We start from the raw sequence: 19,469 nt of genomic DNA, 5'->3' as shown, positions 1-19,469 counted from the left end.
GCGTGATACAACCCGGTAGATTCCAGAATTAAACACCAAAATGCGTATTCCGTCGAACTTTGTCGTCGGAAGACGCATTTTGGTGTTTTAGACTAGATTATAAGTTGTTTTTCAGTTAAAAATTTAGATGAAACTTTTATCAATATAGCCTGATGTTACAGTTTTTTATAATCTTCAGGATTTTTAACTTCGCTTTTGACCGTGGTTACGCGTGAATACTTTGCGGTTGATAATTTTTCGAATCAACACTATCAAAAGTTTGTGGTATCAGATTTGGTAGCCAAAGGTTTCTGTAAATAAAGCTGGCATTTGCAAGTAAATCATTGCCATGACTGACGAGCAGCTTATCGAATTCGTAGTAACTCAACTTCTCAAGGCTATGACGTACTTGATCAAAATCAATGTTGCCAGGCGCAATAGCGAGTTCATCGTTTTCATTAATTAAGTTATCGGCAGCAAATAAGACGCCGTTGTGACGGTTCCAAAGATAGGCTACCTGTCCAGCACTATGACCAGGTGTCTCAATCGCTGTAATGCCCCCAGCTAACGGAATTTGAGTATCACCATGAATGCGGTGAGTGACCGGAGCTGGTTCAAAATAGGGACAACCCTTACCAGGACTGCCATCGTGTCGATGAACGGGTGGCATTGGGAATGATTTTTCCAAAATGCCTGCATCAGCGGCACCCATCCAAATTGGTGCGTGGGATTGTGCAGCTACTAAGGCAACGTTACCGATGTGATCTGGATGGCCATGCGTAATCAGAATTTGAGTGATATCAGTAGTCTTCAAGCCTAGTTGGTCTAGGGCACGGACCACCATATTTGGGTGACCGGGTTTCACCGGATAACCAGAATCAATTAAAATCCAGCCGTCATGATCATCGTGGATCAAAAAAGCGTGGACGAACCACAGCTGCAGCTGCCATAAGTCAGGCTCCAGTTGAGTAATTGATAAAGGTTCAAGATTGTCTTCACTCAAAGTAAAAATCTCTTTTCTGTTAAATGACGAGTTTAATCATCACAAAAATAGCCACTAGCAACCATCCGTATTTTATCATCGACTCTATTCAATCATACCTCAATTATTAGACTCATTGCCACGTTAGTCAATACACTAAAACAGCTTAATCATTTGAACAATGTTAAGCAAATGTTAGATTAACTGAATTTATTTAATATTGAGTATTGATCAACTTTAGACTCGCTTTGTTAATTCAAACCAGTCATGAATTCACTTAGTTTATCCAATCCGGTTTGCAGTTCTTTGCTTTCAAAAGCATACCCGATCCGTAGTGCGTGTTCCTCATCGAATTCAGCGCCAGGGACTAGCAGTACGCCGGTCTGTTTAAATAATTGGTCACAGAACTGCTCACTTGGCAGAGCGAAGTCGTAGTGCAGTAAAGCCGTTGTCCCAGCTTGGGGTTTGACCCAGCTGATATGCGGCTGAGAATTGACCCAGTCGTCTAAGAGAGCTAAATTTTTCCGCACGATACCGCGGTTTCGTTTCAATAAGATATCTTTATGATTCAGGGCAACTTCCGCCACCATTTCATCCAGGACGCCGCAACTGATAGTGTTGTAATCACGGTGCGACAGGATGGTTTGCATAAAGGCTTCATCATGAGTTGCCACCCAGCCTAACCGCAAGCCGGCCAGTGAGAAGACCTTTGACATACTGCTGGTGGAAATTCCCTTGTCGTATAGGTCGATGATTGAAGGGGAGTAGGTATCAGTTTGAGTCAAATGACGGTAAACTTCATCACACAAAATGTAGGCATCAACTGATTTAGCAACCTCAATGATCCGTTGCAGATGTTCCTGCGGCATTAATGAGCCTGAAGGGTTATCCGGATTATTTAGGACGATCAGCTTCGTTTTATCGTTGACCAAGGTCTTTAATTGGGCGATGTCTGGCAGGTAATCATTTTCCGGCTTCAGAGCCAGCAACCGGACTGTTGCGCCAATGGTTTCTGGAATCGATTGGAGTTGTTGGTACGTGGGAGTCACGACCACCACTTCATCGTCGGGGTCAACTAAGGTTGTCAGTACCAGACTGTTAGCACCGATTGCGCCATGAGTAGTGACCACGTTTTCAGGGCTCAAGTTTTGGTAAAGCTGCGTGATGCCCGCACGTAATTTTGGAGCACCTACAATGCTGCCGTAAGTTAGTCGGGTAGTCAACATTTTCTGAGTAAAAGCTTTTTCATCAGTATCGGTTAAGCTGAGTAGCGCGTGTAAGGACAGTGGTGAGACGCAGGTTTCGCCTAAGTTATAGGTTGCATCTTCTTCGTATTCGTTCATCCAATGTTCGACGCCAAAGGTTTTTATTTTCATAATCGTATTCTCCTAAAGATTGATAGTTTGTCCGAGGTTTAATTTAGCGGCATTAGTCAATGCGAGATTTGCGGCTGCGATGTCTTGCAGCGCAATGCCCGTACTGTCAAATAACGTTACGGCTTGTGGGTCCCACTGATTTTCAGTCGTTTTGGCGAGCAATTCACCAATTTCTGGTAGCTGTTCTTCGATGACGATACCGGCTTTCACGGCCGTTTGGGCTTCCCCAACGCTAGCTGATTGTGTACGGTCATCCACGTAGAACTTAGCGGAGCTGAATAACTGTTCGTCTACTTCTTGTTTGCCGGCCATATCGGCACCAATGGTATTGATGTGAGTACCAGGCTTGACCCAATCAGCTTTGATCATCGGTTTGGTTGAAGGCGTCGCGGTAACGATGACGTCGGCTTGCTGAGTTGCTGCTTTAAGATCATCACTAGCACTGACTTTAAGCGCAGCTAATTGCTTGGCAAGTCGTTGATGTTCCTCACTGTTACTATCAATCGCTGGCAGAAATTGGTTGGTGAGCGTCTTAACTAATGATTGAGCCAGTGCCTCAGCATTCTCCGGTGACACCACGTTCACAATGGTGATATGACGTAACTTTGGCAGCACGGTGAGTTCAGCCATCACTTGAAAGGCGGCCTGTGAACCGGAGCCCACCAGCAGGAGCTTAGTAGCCTCTGGATTGGCTAGTGTTTTGGAAGCCACTGCACCAGCAGCGCCAGTCCGGTAACCGGTGAGGGCGGCCGCGTTGACGATTCCCTTTGGCAAACCAGTTTGGTCGTCATACAGATTAACGGTACCGTTGAGTTCTGGCAGTTGTTTGGCATCGTTTCCCGCAAACCAGGACAGTAATTTCATACCATAGACGCCCTGTGACTTCAGGTAACCGGAACGAATATCCATGTCGGCCTGATCTGAAATAAATTCATGGTAGATCATCGGCCAAATGGTGCCGTCGCCAGTGGCTTTTTCGCGATAAGCATCTTCGACCACGGTGATGACACTCGGAAAATCTAGTACTTGCTCTAAATCGGATGCAGTTAATACACGCATGAGAAAAACCTCCTCAGGATTGTTTAAAAGAAAAAAGGTATCCACTATTCAACCCTTGTAACGCTTTACAGCGCCGTACCTACGGGTAGAATAATGAATACCATCACTCTTATAGTCTAATATATCCGGTGACATATCGACCAAGTTTGTTCAATTGGGGTTAGTTTAGCATTGGCAAATTTGAATGTCAATTTTAATTATTAATCGACCACTTAGCTATCCACGACAAGTTGCTAGAAAAAAAGCGCTTTCTAGGCTAAACTTGGGTCAATGAAATAGTTGGGGGGATTATGATGACAGAACCAATTTTTGACGTTCAGGGGTTAGGGTATCGAAATGGTAGCAATCAGATCTTGCAAGGTATTACGGTCCAAATTGAACAGGGGGCGAATTTAACTATTGCGGGTCCATCCGGTTCGGGGAAAAGTACGTTTTTGCGTATTTTAGCAACGCTGCTGACGCCAACGGCTGGGGTGGTGAAGTTCAATGGTCAAAAACAGGCCACGTATCCTAAACCAGTCTACCGGCAGCAAGTTTCCTACTGTTTCCAGCAGCCAACGTTGTTTGGTGAAACCGTGCGGGACAACTTAAAGTTTCCGTTTGAGATTCGCAATCAAACCTTTGATGAGACGAAGGCTTTGGCTGCACTGGATTCGGTTGAGTTAAAAGCAGAGATGCTGGATCAGCCCATCATCGAGTTATCAGGTGGTGAGAAGCAGCGAGTGGCGCTGGTGAGAAACCTGCTGTTTAAGCCACAAGTCTTGCTGCTGGACGAAATATCAGCAGGACTGGATGTCGATACCAAGGGTGTGGTTCACCGCTTGATTCAATCCTATCGTGAAAGTGGGGTTACCGTGCTGTCTGTCACCCACGATGAGTCGGAAATTGCGGCTGCGGATGATTTGATGAGGATCCGTGACGGAAAGATCGAGGTGGCTGCTCATGAATAATTTAATTGTCAGTCCCACAGCGTTAGCCTTCGCGGTTATTCTGGTTGTGATTGCCTTAGCGATTAACTTAAAGGAAAAAATTGGCCTGGAACGCGATATGATCATTGGCGTGATTCGGGCGGTCATTCAACTGACGGTGGTTGGTTACGTATTGACCTACATCATTAAGGTCAATCGAATTTGGCTGACAGGCTTAATGGTGGCAATTATTATCTTTAACGCCGCTTTGAACGCGAATAAGCGAGCTAATGGCATCCCTCACGCGTTTGCCATTAGTCTGTTAGCGATTGCCACTGCCACATTGATTACGATTCTGTTGCTGGTTATAGCGGGTGCGGTGCGGTTTACGCCTAGTCAAATCGTACCCATCTCGGGGATGATTGCTAGTAACGCTATGGTGGCTATTGGACTGGCTTACCGCAGCATGAATACCAGTTTCCACGATCAGCGGCAGGGCGTGCTGGAACGACTGGCCCTCGGTGCTAATCTGAAGCAGGCTTCCAAGCACATCGTTCAAATGGCGATTCGGACGGGGATGGCACCGACGATTGATTCAGCCAAAACGGTGGGAATCGTTAGTTTACCTGGCATGATGTCGGGTTTGATTTTTGCCGGCGTTGACCCCACCAAGGCCATCATGTACCAAATCATGGTCACCTTTATGCTGTTAGCGGCTACTAGTATTGGTAGCGTCATTGCCTGTTATCTGGCCTATCCGCGGTATTACAACAGTGATATGCAATTGAGAGACAAATCGTCAAATTCGGCTAAATAAGCTGATAACATAAAAGCAGCTTTACCATTCAGTTAGTCGCTGATAGTAAAGTTGCTTTTATGATTGAAAGCTTAGTTTTCCACTGGTACACCTGCGTTAAGGCGGTCCATGATCACTGAAATGGGTTCAATCTTCTTGATTTGTGAGATACCTAATCCAAATGAGGCATAACCCTTAGTGAGGTCGCCTTCAAGCATGCCAATCCGCATACCATCACCAGCAGATGAGGCTTTGGAAATTTCTTCCCGGCTTGCTCCCTTGTTATCCATTTGAACTAACTTATCTGGTAATTCGCCTGGTAAAGAACGGTAATAGGCTGGAAGTGTTCGGTACATCACCAGGTCATCCGCATCTGCTTTGAGTGCTAGTGCTTTGATATTTTCAGCCAAACGGCTTTCTTCAGACATCATAAAGGCAGTACCAGCATACAGACCCTCAGCACCAAGCGCAAAAACGGCCTTAGCGGTTCGTGCATCCACGATACCGCCAGCTGCCATCACGGGCATGTCGTTAGCAGCATCGACAACCATTGGGACAGCTGAAAGGGTACCGATAACCTTTGTAGGGATAGTGCCACCTTCATCAAAGCCGGTGGCAACGAAGATATCGACGCCAGCAGCTTCAGCCTGCTTAGTAATTTCAACTGTGGGTGTGATGGGACGAAAGACAACGGTAATCCCGGCTGCTTTAACTTTAGTTACTTGATCAGCATTAAAATCACCAACGCAGATGGCAACGGGAACCTGCTCATCAATCATGAGTTGAAGGGTTGGTTCGAAGAAGGTGTCATTTGGGTTATTAGACATTGCCAAATTTAAGCCAAATGGTTTGTCGGTTAATTGACGGGTTTTCCGAATTTCGTTACGGGTGCGTTCGATGGTTTCGTCCAGTGAACGGGTAACGGTTGTTTGGCCAGCGTTAAAACCAATAACCATTACTAACAGCAGCAACTAATTTAGCGTCAGTTAGCCAAAGTAGTGGGCCTTGAATGATTGGCTTTTCAATCTTCAAAATTTGAGCAACACGATTCGTCATGATTATTCACTCCAGTTATAATTTTTGTGATACAATTCACTTACAGATGTTATTATAGTGGCAGAAACCGAAACTTGCCATTAACTATTAAAATGAAAATTATTACTAAATAGATATAATTTTAAATAAGGAGGTTTGTCATGAGCACCCATCGAACATTATTGAACATCTTAAAAACGGTTGAATACTCACAAACTTTGTCGGACGTTGCTAACCGGCTGTTTATTAGTCAGCCCTATATTAGTAAATTACTTAAAGAATCTGAACAGGAATATCACGTCACTTTGGTCACTCGTACCAAGCCCATCGAACTTACTGATGCCGGGATTATCATGATTAATGGCTTACAGGCAGTAGTAGATGAAGAAAACCGACTTAATGAAAGCTTACTGGCACATATTAATCAGGAGAACCAGCCGATTCAAGTTGCCGTAACTGATCCGTTTTTGAGCGACATCGTAACGGATGGGTTGTCCAAGTACTATGCAGCGCATCCTAACCAGCCGATTAATATTAAGCTGTTAAACGATGTACCAGTTAGCAGCCAGATTGATACTAAAAATATCGATATCTTTGTCGGTAAGCGTCTGCTCGATACCAATTTTAAACAAATTCACGTTCCTGACCGACAATTGTGCTTTTTCATTTCGAGCCATTGTAATTACTACGACCCTGACAGACTCTATCAAGACTTTGAGTATGACTCAATTAAGGCGTTGAAGACTCATTCATATATTGGCTTCGCGGGTTATGATGCTTTTCAACGTTACGTGAACCTGAGCTTTAAAAAGGAAGATGTGGCGTTGTCGACCGCTCTAACTGTGCCAACGGCAGCGGATGCCCTTAGAGCTGTCGATCATATTCCTAACTCGGCGACGGTAACCACGTTATATACTGCCGAAAAGGTTTTTCCAGAACGGAATTTTAATTTAATGCCACTACCAGCAAACATACTGAGTCTCGCCTCAACCATCAATTATCGCGATACAGCGGATGACGCGTTTGTCAATATTGCCCAATACATTAAGCAGTTACTGCAAACCCACGATCATTCACTAATGGTATGATGATATCAATACTTCCAATTTGAAATGAAGGTCGTTATTAATGAGAATAAACGTTTTACAGCACACACCAAGTGAAGGCCCAGGCAGCATTATTGATTGGGCGGCCAACCGGGGCCATGAAGTCTATATTTACCACCCGTATCAGTTCGATGGCGTTTTGCCAACGGCGGATGACACGGACCTGTTGGTAATTTTAGGTGGGCCAATGAGTCCCAATGATGACGTGGAATGGGTTAAGAACGAGCGGCAATTGATCAAACAGTTACTAGCACAGCATAAACCGATTTTTGGTGCGTGTTACGGTGCCCAGCAAATTGCCAAAACGCTGGGGTATCAAGTTTTAAAAGCACCGCATAAAGAGGTCGGCTGGGCGCCGGTATACCTTCAAAGTAACCGTGTGCCAGGATTACCCAAACAGTTGACTGCGTTGCACTGGCACGAAGAGATGTTTGAAGTTCCCACTGAAGCACAGTTGTTATTTACCAGTGATTTAGTGCAGAATCAGGGCTTTATACTGGGCGATAACGTGATTGGCTTACAGTTTCATTTAGAACCCAAGACAATCGACGTACGTACCATGGCGATTAATGATGGTCAGTATGCCAATGAGGGGAATGATCTGCACCAGACTGCTGCGGAAATTCTCCAAGCACCGGTACCTGTAGAAAACAAAATGGCGATTGCCGCTATTTTTGATTTTTTAACCAAAACTGATGAGTAAAAACCCGTTTGAAAGCCCATTCAAACGGGTTTTTTGTTCGAAATTGACTCCAAATTAAACTTATCTTGTGATATCATAATTGTTATGAATTTAAACAGGGGATGATAACATTATTGAGCTTTTCGAAAAAGCACCGATTCCAAAAGCCTACTTTACCTTAGCTTTGCCCGTAGTTTTTGGGACCGTTATTTCCATGATTTATAACTTAACGGATACCTTTTTTATTGCGCAGACGCAAAACGCTAATCTGGTTGCCGGGATCACGCTGTGTACCCCGTTGTTTTCAATGATGATTGCATTGGGGGATATGTTTGGTCTAGGGGCTAGTTCAGCGATTTCGCGGTTACTTGGCCAGAAAAAGTACAAGCTGGCCGGCCGCGTCAATAGTTTTTCGTTCTATGGTGCGCTTGCACTTGGCATCATTGTGATGATTGGCCTGTTTGTGTTTCGAAAAGAAGGCTTGTCACTGTTGGGGGTCACACCTAGTACATATCGATATGCCAATATTTTTTATGAAATTATGGCGGCAGCTAGTGTGCTGATTATTATTTCCTTGGTTCCCATTAATACGCTTCGTACTGAAGGACTTGCCACTCAGTCGATGATTGGGACGGCAACAGGTACCGTATTGAAAATTTTCTTGGATCCGCTGTTTATCTTTGGCTTTCATTTAGGTGCAGCGGGGGCCGCGTTGGCAACCGTGTTCGGATACTTAGTTACGGATACTATCTTGATTGGGTACACTGTGCGACGCGCGCGTTATTTGCATGTTCATATTAACAAAATGAAGATTCCTCTTAGTGAGGTTAAAGACGTACTGATGATTGGCCTACCAGCTTCGGTAACGAACTTTATGACCATGCTGGGCACGGCACTCATGAATAATTTTTTGATCATCTATGGTGCCACCAAAGTTGCTGGCTTCGGGATTGCAATCAAGGTTGAAACCATTGTTATCATGGTACTCGTTGGTTTCTGCTTCGGCTCACAAGCGCTGATTGGATACAACTATGGTGCTAGAAATAAAGAACGGTTAACCAAGATTATTCAGTTTGACCTGTTAGTTAACGTCGTGTTCGCGTTTATTATTGCGCTGGGATTAATGGTGATTTCACCAGCCCTGTGTGGATTATTCATGAAGGACCAAAACGTTGTGCACGCTGCAAGTTACATGTTGCGCTGGTTCTTGATCACCACGCCGTTCATTGGGGCGTCAATGGTGTTCACCACCATGTTCCAAGCTGTGAACCAGCCGCTAGATGCTTTCTTGATGTCGGTTTCCCGCCAAGGTGTGGTGTTTGCCATCGTGATTTTCATCATGGCATCAGTCATGGGCTATCAGGGTGTTATCGTTTCACAACCAATCGCGGATGTCATCACTGCAATTATTGGTGTGGGTCTTTATTACCGAGAATTCGGTCCTAAGGGGAAAGTTGTTGCAAATTGGTAAAATAGAGTGTGAATACAAGCGGTTAAAGAGTGGAGAATAAGGCGTAGGCAATGGAAATCTTGGTTTTGGGATTTCTGTTGCCTACGCCTTATTTGCAACTCTTTGCTTGTTTGAGCACGTTTAACGATGAAAATAAACGTGCAACGCACTGGAATCTATCACGTGATAAGATAACAAACTCACACTTTTCATAGGAAGTATAACCGAAAAGAATAATGTAAACGCTTTAATTTTTAGCTAAAATAGGTTATAACAGATATATAAGCGAATGAAAATCAATTCACAAGCAATCCTTAGACATACGTAGAACTATAATATTTGAGTTATAGTATGATGTTTCAAGGATGATTTGTAAATTAGTTGCCATTTCGGCTTTCAATTCATATTTTAAAAAATAAATCATTTGGAGATGATGGAGTTATGCGTATTAAAGCAGCAGTTGTTGAAGAAAAGGGCGCTTCATTTGAAATGCGCGATGACATTGAATTAGCACCAATGCAAGCTGACGACTTGCAGATTCACATGGTTGCTTCAGGGATTTGTCATTCTGACGAAGCTTTACGTAAAGGTGACGCCGAGATCGGTTATCCGATTATTCTCGGTCACGAAGGCTCAGGAATCGTTGAAAAGATCGGTCCAGAGGTTAAAAACTTCAAAGTTGGCGATCACGTTGTCCTTTCCTTCTATGGTTGCGGAAGTTGTGTCAACTGTTTGAGGGGTGTTCCGACACAGTGCTTGAACTACGCTGCTAATAACCTATCAGGTGTTCGTCCAGATGGCAGTGCGCACTTCACTGAAAACGGTAAGCAAGTCGATGACATGTTTGACCAATCATCCTTTACCACAACGACCATTGTGCGTGAATCTAACGCGGTTAAAGTGCCTAAGGATTTGGATTTACGTAAATTAGGACCTCTGGGTTGCGGCTACGTGACTGGTAGTGGTACCGTTCTTAACACATTGAAGCCTCGTCCAGGTCAGACCATCGCCGTCTTCGGTACTGGTGCCGTTGGTTTAGCAGCTATGATGGCAGGTAGAATTTCTGGCTGTACCACTGTGATTGCCGTCGATGTTGTTGACTCACGGCTAGAACTTGCCAAGGAATTAGGCGCCACTGATGTGATCAACAGCAAGAGTGAAAATGCTGTTGAAAAGATCAAGGCGTTAACGGACGGCCACGGTGTTGACTTTGCGGTTGATACGACTGGTGTTACGGCCGTAATGGAAGATTCTATCCAAGCCTTAGCACAAGGTGGGACGTCAGCTTGCATCGCCGTTACCCCTAACCACATCGATTTGGATACTTGGAACGACCTTTGTGTGGATGACCGTAAAGTTATCGGTGTCAACATGGGCGATTCTGTACCACAGATCGATATTCCACGTTTGATCAAGTTCTACCAGGCCGGCATGTTCGACTTCGATAAGACCGAGAAGTTCTACAAGTTCGATCAAATCAACGAAGCTAACGCTGACTCAGGCAGTGGTAAGACCATCAAGCCAATCCTGGTCATTGATCCAGACTACGTACCAGGCAAATAATTGAATTCAGTTAAATAACACAGAATAGGCATCTAGGGGTGATTGTCTCTAGGTGCCTTTTCTGTTAAGCTGAAAATGGAAACGGTTTCATGAACGGCGTGTTTCTATTTAATCGCCTAAATGATTGTGAAAAACCAATCGTCATACGGACGTTTCCAAACATTGAAGTGGAGGTAGTTATTCATGAGTATTGTGGTTTCTGCTTTAAAAGAAGAGCAGCCCCACGAAAAACGGGTTGCCATCGATCCAGATGTTACCAAGCGGCTAATTAAAGCCGGCATGAAAGTTCTGATTGAAAAGGGCGCGGGGGTTGCGTCTTACTACAACGATGACAGCTATCAAACAGCTGGTGCAGAAGTAGTGGACCGGCAAACGGCATTATCTCAAGCTGACGTGGTTGCGGTCATTAATCTACCTAGTGATGAGACACTAGCGGCACTGAAATCTGGACAAGTGCTGATAGGGCTACTGAGTTCACTGATCAAACCGGAAAAGATGCAGCAGTTGGCTGATAAAAAAGTGTCGGCACTATCGTTTGAACTATTGCCGCGGACCATCAGTCGTGCGCAGACCATGGATGTTTTGAGCTCGCAATCCAGTGTTGCGGGCTACAAGGCTGCCTTAGTTGCCAGTGATGCCTATTCGAAGTATTTCCCAATGATGATCACCGCTGCTGGGACCGTTAAGCCGGCAAAAGTGCTCGTACTGGGTACCGGTGTTGCTGGGTTGCAAGCTATTGGGACCGCTAAGCGTCTTGGTGCAATTGTTTCCGGTTACGATGTTCGGCCGGCCTCGAAGGGTGAAGTGGAATCCTTAGGTGCCACCTTCTTAACCAGCTCGGTTTCCAATGGTGCTGGTTCCGGCGGGTATGCCCGTGCATTGACCCCAGAAGAAACGGCCGCACAGCAAAAAGAATTAGCAGATTTCATCGCTAGTAATGATATCGTCATCACTACGGCGCAGGTGCCAGGTCACAAGCCACCATTGATGGTCACTCAAACAAGTGTCGATAACGCTAAGCCAGGCACCGTCTTCGTTGACTTGGCTGCTAGTGACTTAGGCGGCAACGTTGCCGGTAGCAAACCTGACGAAACGGTGACGACTGAGAATCAAGTGACGATCATTGGTGGTAATAACCTCGCCAGTGAGCTTTCCAACTCAGCGTCGCAACTTTACGCCAAGAACGTGCAGTCGGTGATCAATGCCATGGTTGATAAAGAGGGTAATTTGGCCATCGATCCTAAAGATGATGTCTTTAGTGGTCTCACTGCAACAACGGACGGTGAAATTATTAATCCGCGGCTACGTGAAGCCCTCAAGCTGGATCCGCTACCAACGGATGAGCCGGTAAAGGACGAAAAGACTGATCAATCAGCTGAGTCGAAGGGAGCTGAGTAGAATGAGTCAGGAACTATATACGAATCTTGCCATTTTTGTTTTAAGTTTATTAGTTGGGTTTGAAGTGATCAGTAAAATCCCTGCAACATTGCATACGCCAATGATGTCTGGTGCTAACGCCATTCATGGGGTGGTTGTTGTGGGTGCCATTTTAGTTGCGTTGGAAGCTAATAGTACTACCTCGTATGTGATTGCTTTTATTGCCGCTTTCTTGGGTGCAATTAACGTTTCCGGTGGTTATGTTGTGACTGACCGGATGCTTGAAATGTTCTCGAAACCTAAGGACAAGGACAACAAAGGAGGCGAGAAGTGATGTCTGGATTAATGACACTTGTTTCCTTAGCTTACTTGATCAGTGCGGTTTGCTATGTCATGGGGCTGCACATGATGCGGACACCCAAGTCGGCCCGTAATGGTAACCGGTTATCATTTGTCGGCATGATGATTGCCGTTTTGATGACTTTCTTAATCGTTTTGGAAAAGAACGATACCACGATAACCGCATGGCTGGTCTTGCTGGTTGCCCTGGTTCTGGGTGTTGGCTATGGTGTTTACCGAGCTCGAACCGTTAAAATGACGGATATGCCGCAACTAGTTAGTCTGTTCAACGCTGTTGGTGGTGGTGCTGCCGCCGCAATCGGGACTTTTGATTATCTGAGTAAGGCAAATGGCAGTTCGCTGTCCGTTGCCTTCTCACTGCCCGTTATTTTGGATTTGATTATTGGTAGCATTACCTTCTCAGGTTCACTGATTGCCACGGGAAAATTAGCCGGGAAGGTTTCCGGTAAGCCAATTACTTTCCCAGGCGCTAAACTACTGAACGGCATCGTTGTTTTGATTATTGTTGCTGCCATTGTTTTGACGGTTGGCTTTCCAACTAATGTTTGGACGTTGGTCACCGCCATTGTTGCCAGTCTGGTCTTTGGTATTTTAATGACTATTCCAATTGGCGGTGCCGATATGCCAGTTGTTGTTTCGCTGTTAAACGCCTTTACTGGCCTGGCGGTTGCTATGGCTGGTTTCGTTATCGATAACCAAGTCTTGATCATTGCCGGTGCCTTAGTTGGTGCTGCAGGGACTATTTTGACCTTGCAGATGGCCGCTGCCATGAACCGTTCAGTGGCGAACATCATTGCCGGTGGTTTCGGTACGGGTGATAGTGGCGGCGCTAGTGCAGCTGATGATGTTCCCGTTAACGTTAAGGAAACCTCAGCTGATGATATTGGCGTTCAGCTGGCCTATGCCAAGAACGTTATGATCGTTCCCGGATATGGGCTTGCCGCTGCCCAAGCACAGCATGAAGTGGCAGAATTGGCGAAATTATTAACCGATAATGGCATCAATGTTAACTACGCCATTCACCCAGTTGCTGGACGGATGCCGGGTCATATGAACGTGCTGCTGGCCGAAGTTAACGTGCCGTACGAGCAAATGAAGCAGCTTGAAGAAGCGAACGCCATGTTTGAAAACACGGATGTTTCGCTGGTTATTGGTGCCAACGATGTGACCAATCCGGCTGCTCGTGAACCAAATACGGCCATTTCTGGGATGCCTATTTTGGACGTTGATAAATCGAAGTCGGTGGTCGTCATCAAGCGTTCGATGAGTACCGGTTATGCGGGTATTCAAAACGCGCTGTTCTCTGATGATAAGACTAGTATGTTCTTCTCGGATGCGAAGAAGGGGTTGCAAGAAATTGTGGCTTCTACTAAAGAGTATCTGGATCAATAAGTTTAATTTGGGTTGAAAATAGGTTTACTGATATGTTTCAAGGTTTGATTGAAAGCAGCCTGACCGTTGTCATTTATTGATTGCGGGCAGGCTGCTTTTATTTGATCTTATTTAAAAATTTTGGCACGCTCAAACGATCACAGAACCACTAATTTAGCGAGCGAAAGTGTATAATAACAGTAAAATAAGCTGAAGGGAATGACCAGCCATGGACAGACAGACGAGGATGACGCGCTATCAGCAATTTTTAAAAAGACATTTCCGAGCGTTCGTTTTTATCGTTGCCGCAGTTGTTCTATTTCTTAGTGTGAGTTTTGTCAGCACTTCCGTACATGCCGCACCCGCTAAAGAAGAAGTTAGTAGTCAGCAAAAAGCAGTTAAAAAGCAGTTGCAGAAGTATATTAATTCGGTCACTAAAGATGGCACAGTCAGTGTTTCTTTTTATAACCTGGGGGCTAAGTCTGCCACTCCCGCAGGTGCCAGCAGTACTGCCAGTTTTTACAAAGCGGGTCAGTTAGCTGTGGAGAGTCCTAATGCGCATAAAGCTTACACGTCAGCAAGCACTTATAAAATGTTTATTGTGACTAATATTCTATCTCGGATTAATTCGGGAACGCTGAGCAAGAGCGTCCTGAAGTCAACCGGATTTAAAGAAATGATTTTACACAGTCAAAACGGTTTTGCGGAAAGTTATTTAAGTTCATACGGATTAAGCAACATGAATCGCTTTGTTAAGAAACAGGGCTGGTACTCACATCCCTTTGTTGCGGGTCGAGCAGCCCGAACCACTTCCGCAACGTTGGTTTCCGTGATGCGTAAATTAGATCAGGGCCGTTCCCCATTCAATAATGCGTCAAATCGTAGTCAGGTGTTGTCACTGATGAGTCGCCAGGTCTACCGCTCCGGTATTCCCGCTGGCGCCAACCAAGCTACTAAGGGGTCAAAGACTGCCGACAAAGTTGGTTGGCTCTGGTCGTATAACAACGATGCGGGCATCGTGACTTTACCAAATGGGCAGCGATACGCCATCGCCATTATGACTCACGGCCATGGTCAATCAGGATTCAGTGGTTTTCCGAAGATTGCTCGGATCACGAAGAATATCCAAACCATTGTGTATGGTAAAACGACTACGAATAAGGTTGATCAGCTGTATGGTGTTAAATAGTGTGTGAAAATAAGCGTTTAAAGAGTGGAGAATAGGGCACAGCCAACGGAAATCCTGGTTTGGGGTTTCTACTGGCTGTGCCCTATTTGCAACGTTTTGAATCTGCGTGTACTTGCTATTAGCTCACTTATAACTCCTCCAAATGATGCAGCGCCACCAACAGCATCTGTTTGAAACTATCGGTTTCGTTAACCGCGTTGTTTTTAAACCAACCACGGCCAACGTTGACAATTTCACCAATAATGAGATTACGGATCATTCGGGTGACATTCAAACGGCGCTCATCACGCATATCGAGTTTCAGCAATAACTGATACAGAATTTGTCTCAATGCTTGAGAACTTGGTACTTGATTGGGATCATGATTTAATAGTTCACGGGGGATTGCCAGTACGAACTGCGTGAGTTTAAAGCGCTCAAGTGCGTATTGCCGGCAAACAAACGCAAACTTAAGAACGGCCACTTCACCCGATAGACCTAGGAGTTGCTGCTGTAATTTAGCCAGTAAATCGGCATTATAAGCCTCATCGATGGAAGCGTTCAGTGCCGTGACATCAGGAAAATAATTGTACAGTGCCTGCGAGTGGATGCCCAATCGCCTGCTGATGTTAGAGAAGGTTAACGGCTGCTGTTGGGCAATCAGCTCCATGGCAGTATTGATGATTTTTGTTTTATTCAAAGTTCGACTTGTCAAAAATATTCGCCCCTTTGGATTGAATTTTACACACAGTCATTTATAATTACAAGGTGTAAATACTAAAATTTGGTCATGAAAGAAGACGTTAATGTGGATACGGTCATCTTACTATTTGTTGGTTTAATCATCGGTGTCATCGTTATCTCCTTGGGCGGTGGTGGAGGTGCCATTTATCTTGGGTTGTTAGCTTCCGTGTTTAAAATTTCACCGCTATCAGCAGCTGCCACTTCGCTTGTGACCTCGCTGCCCTCTGTGATTATCGGTTCATGGGGCTATTATCGGCAAAAACAAATTAATTTTCGGATTGGCAATCAGATGTTGATTTCTGCTATTCCGGCTGTTGTGATTGGCGCGTTATTGGCACCGTATATTCCAGAAGTGATCTACCGCTGGGCGCTGGGGCTGATTCTGGTTATTTTAGGGCTCAGAATCATTATCCGAAAAGGTGACCGAACTTCACACACGACCCATACGTTACTGATGGCTTCGATGTACGGTGTGTTAAGTGGTCTGATGGTGGGAGTTGCCGGTATGAGCGGTGGCGGTCCGGTTTTGGCTGGTCTGTTAGTTCTTGGTTTAAATACCTTTCAAGCCGTTGCCACGTCTTCTTATGTTTTAGTTGGTTTAAGTATCATTGGTGCGCTGATGCACATCAGTGGGGGTCAAGTCGACTGGCAGTTAGGGTTGCCATTGATGCTTGGAGCTGCAGTTGGCGCCTTGATTGCGCCGTTGTTAATGAAGCGAATCGCCAGATCATCACATGCGGCGATGGTTCAGGTCATCATGGCTGTTTTGATGGTGATTATGGGGATTAATACCATTCGCTAACGCCGGTTTGAGGAGCTTTGTGTATCGACGAAGCTCAAGTATCATCATCCCTTTTGACTAAGGAAGCGTTCAAATCACCTGCTGAGCAGGGAAAGTCGTATAATAGATGTATTCTACCAAAAATGGGGGCCAATCCATGACAGAAACAAATCATTTTTATGAGACCTTTCAACCAAGTCATTATGACTTATATCTAGATATTAACCGGGAAACAAAGTTGATTTCCGGTAAAACCACGATTACAGGAAACGCTTCTGAAACAGCGATTTCCCTGCATCAGAAATTTCTCAACGTGTCTGCTGTTGAGGCGGATGGGGAAGCAGTCGAATTTAACTTAGATCAACCTGCTGAAGCCATTCGCATCAACCTCAAACAAGCTGGGGAAACCACGCTGACGGTGACCTATACCGCACCTTTAACTGATTCCATGATGGGGATTTACCCCTCTTACTATGAAGTTAACGGCGAAAAGAAGCAAATCATCGGCACTCAGTTTGAAACGACCTTTGCCCGTCAAGCCTTCCCAGGAATTGACGAACCAGAAGCTAAGGCCACCTTTGATTTAGCCATCAAATTTGACGAACATCCTGGTGAAACCATTATCAGTAATATGCCGGAAGTTCGCACAGAAAATGGTGTCCATTATTTCGACACTACCATGAAAATGTCCACTTATTTGATTGCCTTTGCCTTCGGTGAGCTACAAACAAAGCAAACCAAGACCAAAAGTGGTGTGACAGTGGGCGTTTTCGGTACTAAAGCGCATAAGAGCAACGAACTGGACTTCGCTTTGGATATTGCCAAGCGCTCCATTGAATTTTACGAAGACTTCTATCAAACCCCATACCCACTGCCACACTCATGGCAATTGGCACTACCTGACTTTTCAGCCGGTGCTATGGAAAACTGGGGCTTGGTCACTTATCGGGAAGCCTACTTGCTGTTAGATCCTGACAACACCTCGCTGGAAATGAAACAGCAGGTCGCCACAGTCATTGCTCATGAATTAGCCCACCAATGGTTCGGTGATTTAGTGACCATGAAGTGGTGGGATGATCTCTGGCTTAACGAAAGCTTCGCCAACATGATGGAATACGTGGCGGTGGACGCCCTTGAACCTGATTGGCACATCTGGGAATTATTCCAGACCAGTGAGGCACCAATGGCACTGAACCGGGATGCCACTGATGGTGTTCAATCCGTTCACGTGCAAGTGGAGGACCCCGCAGAAATCGATGCGCTGTTTGACAGTGCCATCGTTTACGCCAAGGGTGCTCGGATGCTGGTGATGGTGCGTTCATTATTGGGTGACGATGCACTGCGTAAGGGGCTAAAGAAATACTTTGAAGCTCACCAGTATGGCAATGCCACCGGTGCCGACTTATGGTCAGCACTGGGTGACGCCTCTGATTTAGACATTGGCGCCATCATGAACTCTTGGTTGGAACAACCAGGTTATCCAGTGGTGGATGCGCAAGTTGTCGATGGTCAGCTGACCTTAAAACAGCACCAATTCTTTATTGGCGACGGCAAAGATGCTGGGCGACAATGGCAAATTCCGTTGAATAGTAATGATTCACAGTCGCCGGCTATTTTCAAAGATGCTAAACTGTCTCTAGGTAATTATGATGACGTTCGTAAACGTCTTGGGGAACCATTCCGTGTGAACGTGGGGAATAATTCTCATTTTATCGTACATTACGATGAGACATTACTGAACGATATTTTAGCTCACGTGGATGAGTTCGATGCTATTACTCAGCTGCAGTTGATGCAGGATCTGCGTTTATTAGCAGAGGGTCGGCAGATTTCCTACGCTAGTGTTGTGCCACTGTTGAAGCAATTTGCTGATAGTCATGAAGCGGTGGTCATCACCGCCTTGTATACGTTAGCGAATAATTTAAAGAAATTTGTGCTACCTGATTCAACGGCAGAAAAGCAGCTGCAGCAACTGTTTGATCAACTCAGTGCTGCTCAAGTTGAACGTCTCGGCTGGTTACCAGTAGCTGGTGAATCTATCGATGATCAGCTGTCACGGCCGATGATTTTGAGCGCGGCATTATACGCCCAAAATGCGGCTGCCATTGCGGCTGCTCACCAAATTTTCCAAGATAATCAGACGCAGTTAGCAACGTTGTCGGCTGATATTCGTGGCTTGATTCTGACCAATGAAGTGAAGCATTATGGTAACGAAAAACTGTTTGATCAGTTATTAGCTGATTATCAACAGACCGCAGATGGCAGTTACAAAGCCAATATTCGTGGTGCTTTGACCAGTACGCCAGACGCTGAGTTGATCAAGAAAACTATTGGGCAGTTTGAAAATGCGGATGTGATCAAACCGCAAGATCTTCGTGGCTGGTTCAGAGGGGTGCTGGCAAATTCTCACGGCGAACAGGCGGCGTGGGATTGGCTTCGCACGGATTGGCAATGGCTGGAAGACACGGTTGGTGGCGACATGGAATTCTCCACTTACATCACCGTTACAGCCGGTGTCTTCAAGACAGCTGATCGATTAGCTGAATTCAAGGCTTTCTTCGAACCCAAACTTAATACGCCAGGTTTGACCCGTGAGATCACCATGGATATTAAGGTGATTGAAAGCCGGGTAGCGTTGATTGAAGCTGAAAAAGGCGCTGTGAATCAAGCAGTTGCCGGTGAGATTAAGTAGTTTAATAGACAAAAAAACAGGCAGTATCTCAGTTGAGATG

General features: G+C 45.3%; 17 protein-coding genes. 12 read left to right on the top strand and 5 right to left on the bottom strand.

Annotated features, from left to right (window positions below; translation table 11 throughout):
* Positions 1-205 precede the first annotated feature (205 nt).
* The 3 genes from AC6H04_RS03920 to AC6H04_RS03910 all read right to left on the bottom strand — a co-directional run bounded on the left by AC6H04_RS03920 (position 206) and on the right by AC6H04_RS03910 (position 3,396).
* Entirely contained in the window at positions 206-982 is a 777-nt protein-coding gene (locus AC6H04_RS03920) for an MBL fold metallo-hydrolase (protein WP_497570452.1), read from the bottom strand.
* A gap of 230 nt (positions 983-1,212) precedes the next feature.
* Entirely contained in the window at positions 1,213-2,337 is a 1,125-nt protein-coding gene (locus AC6H04_RS03915; RefSeq protein ID WP_497570451.1) for an aminotransferase, read from the bottom strand.
* Between the two features lie 12 nt (positions 2,338-2,349).
* Positions 2,350-3,396, bottom strand: a complete 1,047-nt coding sequence (locus tag AC6H04_RS03910; protein ID WP_497570450.1) for an ornithine cyclodeaminase family protein — start codon at positions 3,394-3,396, stop codon at positions 2,350-2,352.
* Between the two features lie 293 nt (positions 3,397-3,689).
* Between AC6H04_RS03910 and AC6H04_RS03905 the strand changes: the two genes are divergently transcribed.
* Positions 3,690-4,346: an ABC transporter ATP-binding protein gene (locus AC6H04_RS03905; RefSeq protein WP_497570449.1), complete on the top strand. Its 657-nt coding sequence runs from the start codon at positions 3,690-3,692 to the stop codon at positions 4,344-4,346.
* A complete protein-coding gene (locus AC6H04_RS03900; protein ID WP_497570448.1) occupies positions 4,339-5,121 on the top strand; it encodes an ABC transporter permease in 783 nt (260 codons plus the stop codon). Before AC6H04_RS03905 ends, AC6H04_RS03900 begins: the two co-directional genes overlap by 8 nt.
* A gap of 71 nt (positions 5,122-5,192) precedes the next feature.
* Here AC6H04_RS03900 and AC6H04_RS03895 read toward each other — a convergent pair whose 3' ends face one another.
* A complete protein-coding gene (locus tag AC6H04_RS03895) occupies positions 5,193-6,056 on the bottom strand; it encodes an NAD(P)H-dependent flavin oxidoreductase (RefSeq protein WP_497570447.1) in 864 nt (287 codons plus the stop codon).
* Positions 6,057-6,296: 240 nt separating this feature from the next.
* On the opposite strand from AC6H04_RS03895, the gene AC6H04_RS03890 reads away from it, so the two are divergent.
* From AC6H04_RS03890 to AC6H04_RS03855, 8 genes are all read left to right on the top strand, one after another.
* On the top strand, positions 6,297-7,223 hold the full coding sequence (locus AC6H04_RS03890; protein WP_497570446.1) for a LysR family transcriptional regulator: 927 nt from the start codon (positions 6,297-6,299) through the stop codon (positions 7,221-7,223).
* Between the two features lie 40 nt (positions 7,224-7,263).
* Positions 7,264-7,944 carry a type 1 glutamine amidotransferase gene (locus tag AC6H04_RS03885; RefSeq protein WP_497570445.1) on the top strand — a complete coding sequence of 227 codons (681 nt, stop codon included), beginning with the start codon at positions 7,264-7,266 and terminating at the stop codon, positions 7,942-7,944.
* Between the two features lie 163 nt (positions 7,945-8,107).
* Positions 8,108-9,394 carry an MATE family efflux transporter gene (locus AC6H04_RS03880; RefSeq protein WP_497570444.1) on the top strand — a complete coding sequence of 429 codons (1,287 nt, stop codon included), beginning with the start codon at positions 8,108-8,110 and terminating at the stop codon, positions 9,392-9,394.
* Between the two features lie 420 nt (positions 9,395-9,814).
* Positions 9,815-10,936, top strand: coding sequence for an NAD(P)-dependent alcohol dehydrogenase (locus tag AC6H04_RS03875; RefSeq protein ID WP_497570443.1), 1,122 nt, complete (start codon positions 9,815-9,817; stop codon positions 10,934-10,936).
* Positions 10,937-11,119: 183 nt separating this feature from the next.
* The gene (locus AC6H04_RS03870) at positions 11,120-12,334 is read left to right on the top strand and encodes an NAD(P) transhydrogenase subunit alpha (RefSeq protein WP_497570442.1); all 1,215 of its coding nucleotides are present in this window, start codon (positions 11,120-11,122) and stop codon (positions 12,332-12,334) included.
* A 1-nt stretch (position 12,335) separates the two neighbouring features.
* Positions 12,336-12,647, top strand: a complete 312-nt coding sequence (locus tag AC6H04_RS03865; RefSeq protein WP_497570441.1) for an NAD(P) transhydrogenase subunit alpha part 2 — start codon at positions 12,336-12,338, stop codon at positions 12,645-12,647.
* The gene (locus AC6H04_RS03860) at positions 12,647-14,065 is read left to right on the top strand and encodes an NAD(P)(+) transhydrogenase (Re/Si-specific) subunit beta (protein WP_497570440.1); all 1,419 of its coding nucleotides are present in this window, start codon (positions 12,647-12,649) and stop codon (positions 14,063-14,065) included. Before AC6H04_RS03865 ends, AC6H04_RS03860 begins: the two co-directional genes overlap by 1 nt.
* A 208-nt stretch (positions 14,066-14,273) precedes the next feature.
* On the top strand, positions 14,274-15,233 hold the full coding sequence (locus AC6H04_RS03855) for a serine hydrolase (protein WP_497570439.1): 960 nt from the start codon (positions 14,274-14,276) through the stop codon (positions 15,231-15,233).
* Between the two features lie 127 nt (positions 15,234-15,360).
* Here the strand turns inward: AC6H04_RS03855 and AC6H04_RS03850 are convergent, their stop codons facing one another.
* Positions 15,361-15,927, bottom strand: coding sequence for a TetR/AcrR family transcriptional regulator (locus AC6H04_RS03850; protein ID WP_497570438.1), 567 nt, complete (start codon positions 15,925-15,927; stop codon positions 15,361-15,363).
* A 75-nt stretch (positions 15,928-16,002) separates the two neighbouring features.
* On the opposite strand from AC6H04_RS03850, the gene AC6H04_RS03845 reads away from it, so the two are divergent.
* Positions 16,003-16,758: a sulfite exporter TauE/SafE family protein gene (locus AC6H04_RS03845; protein WP_497570488.1), complete on the top strand. Its 756-nt coding sequence runs from the start codon at positions 16,003-16,005 to the stop codon at positions 16,756-16,758.
* Between the two features lie 136 nt (positions 16,759-16,894).
* Positions 16,895-19,429 (top strand): M1 family metallopeptidase, encoded by a 2,535-nt coding sequence (locus tag AC6H04_RS03840; protein WP_497570437.1) that lies wholly within the window; start codon positions 16,895-16,897, stop codon positions 19,427-19,429.
* Positions 19,430-19,469: the final 40 nt, after the last annotated feature.

Source organism: Secundilactobacillus sp. MJ173 (genome assembly GCF_059704265.1).
The sequence above is the reverse complement of the archived record's forward strand: the minus strand, read 5'-3'. Positions and strand labels throughout refer to the sequence as shown.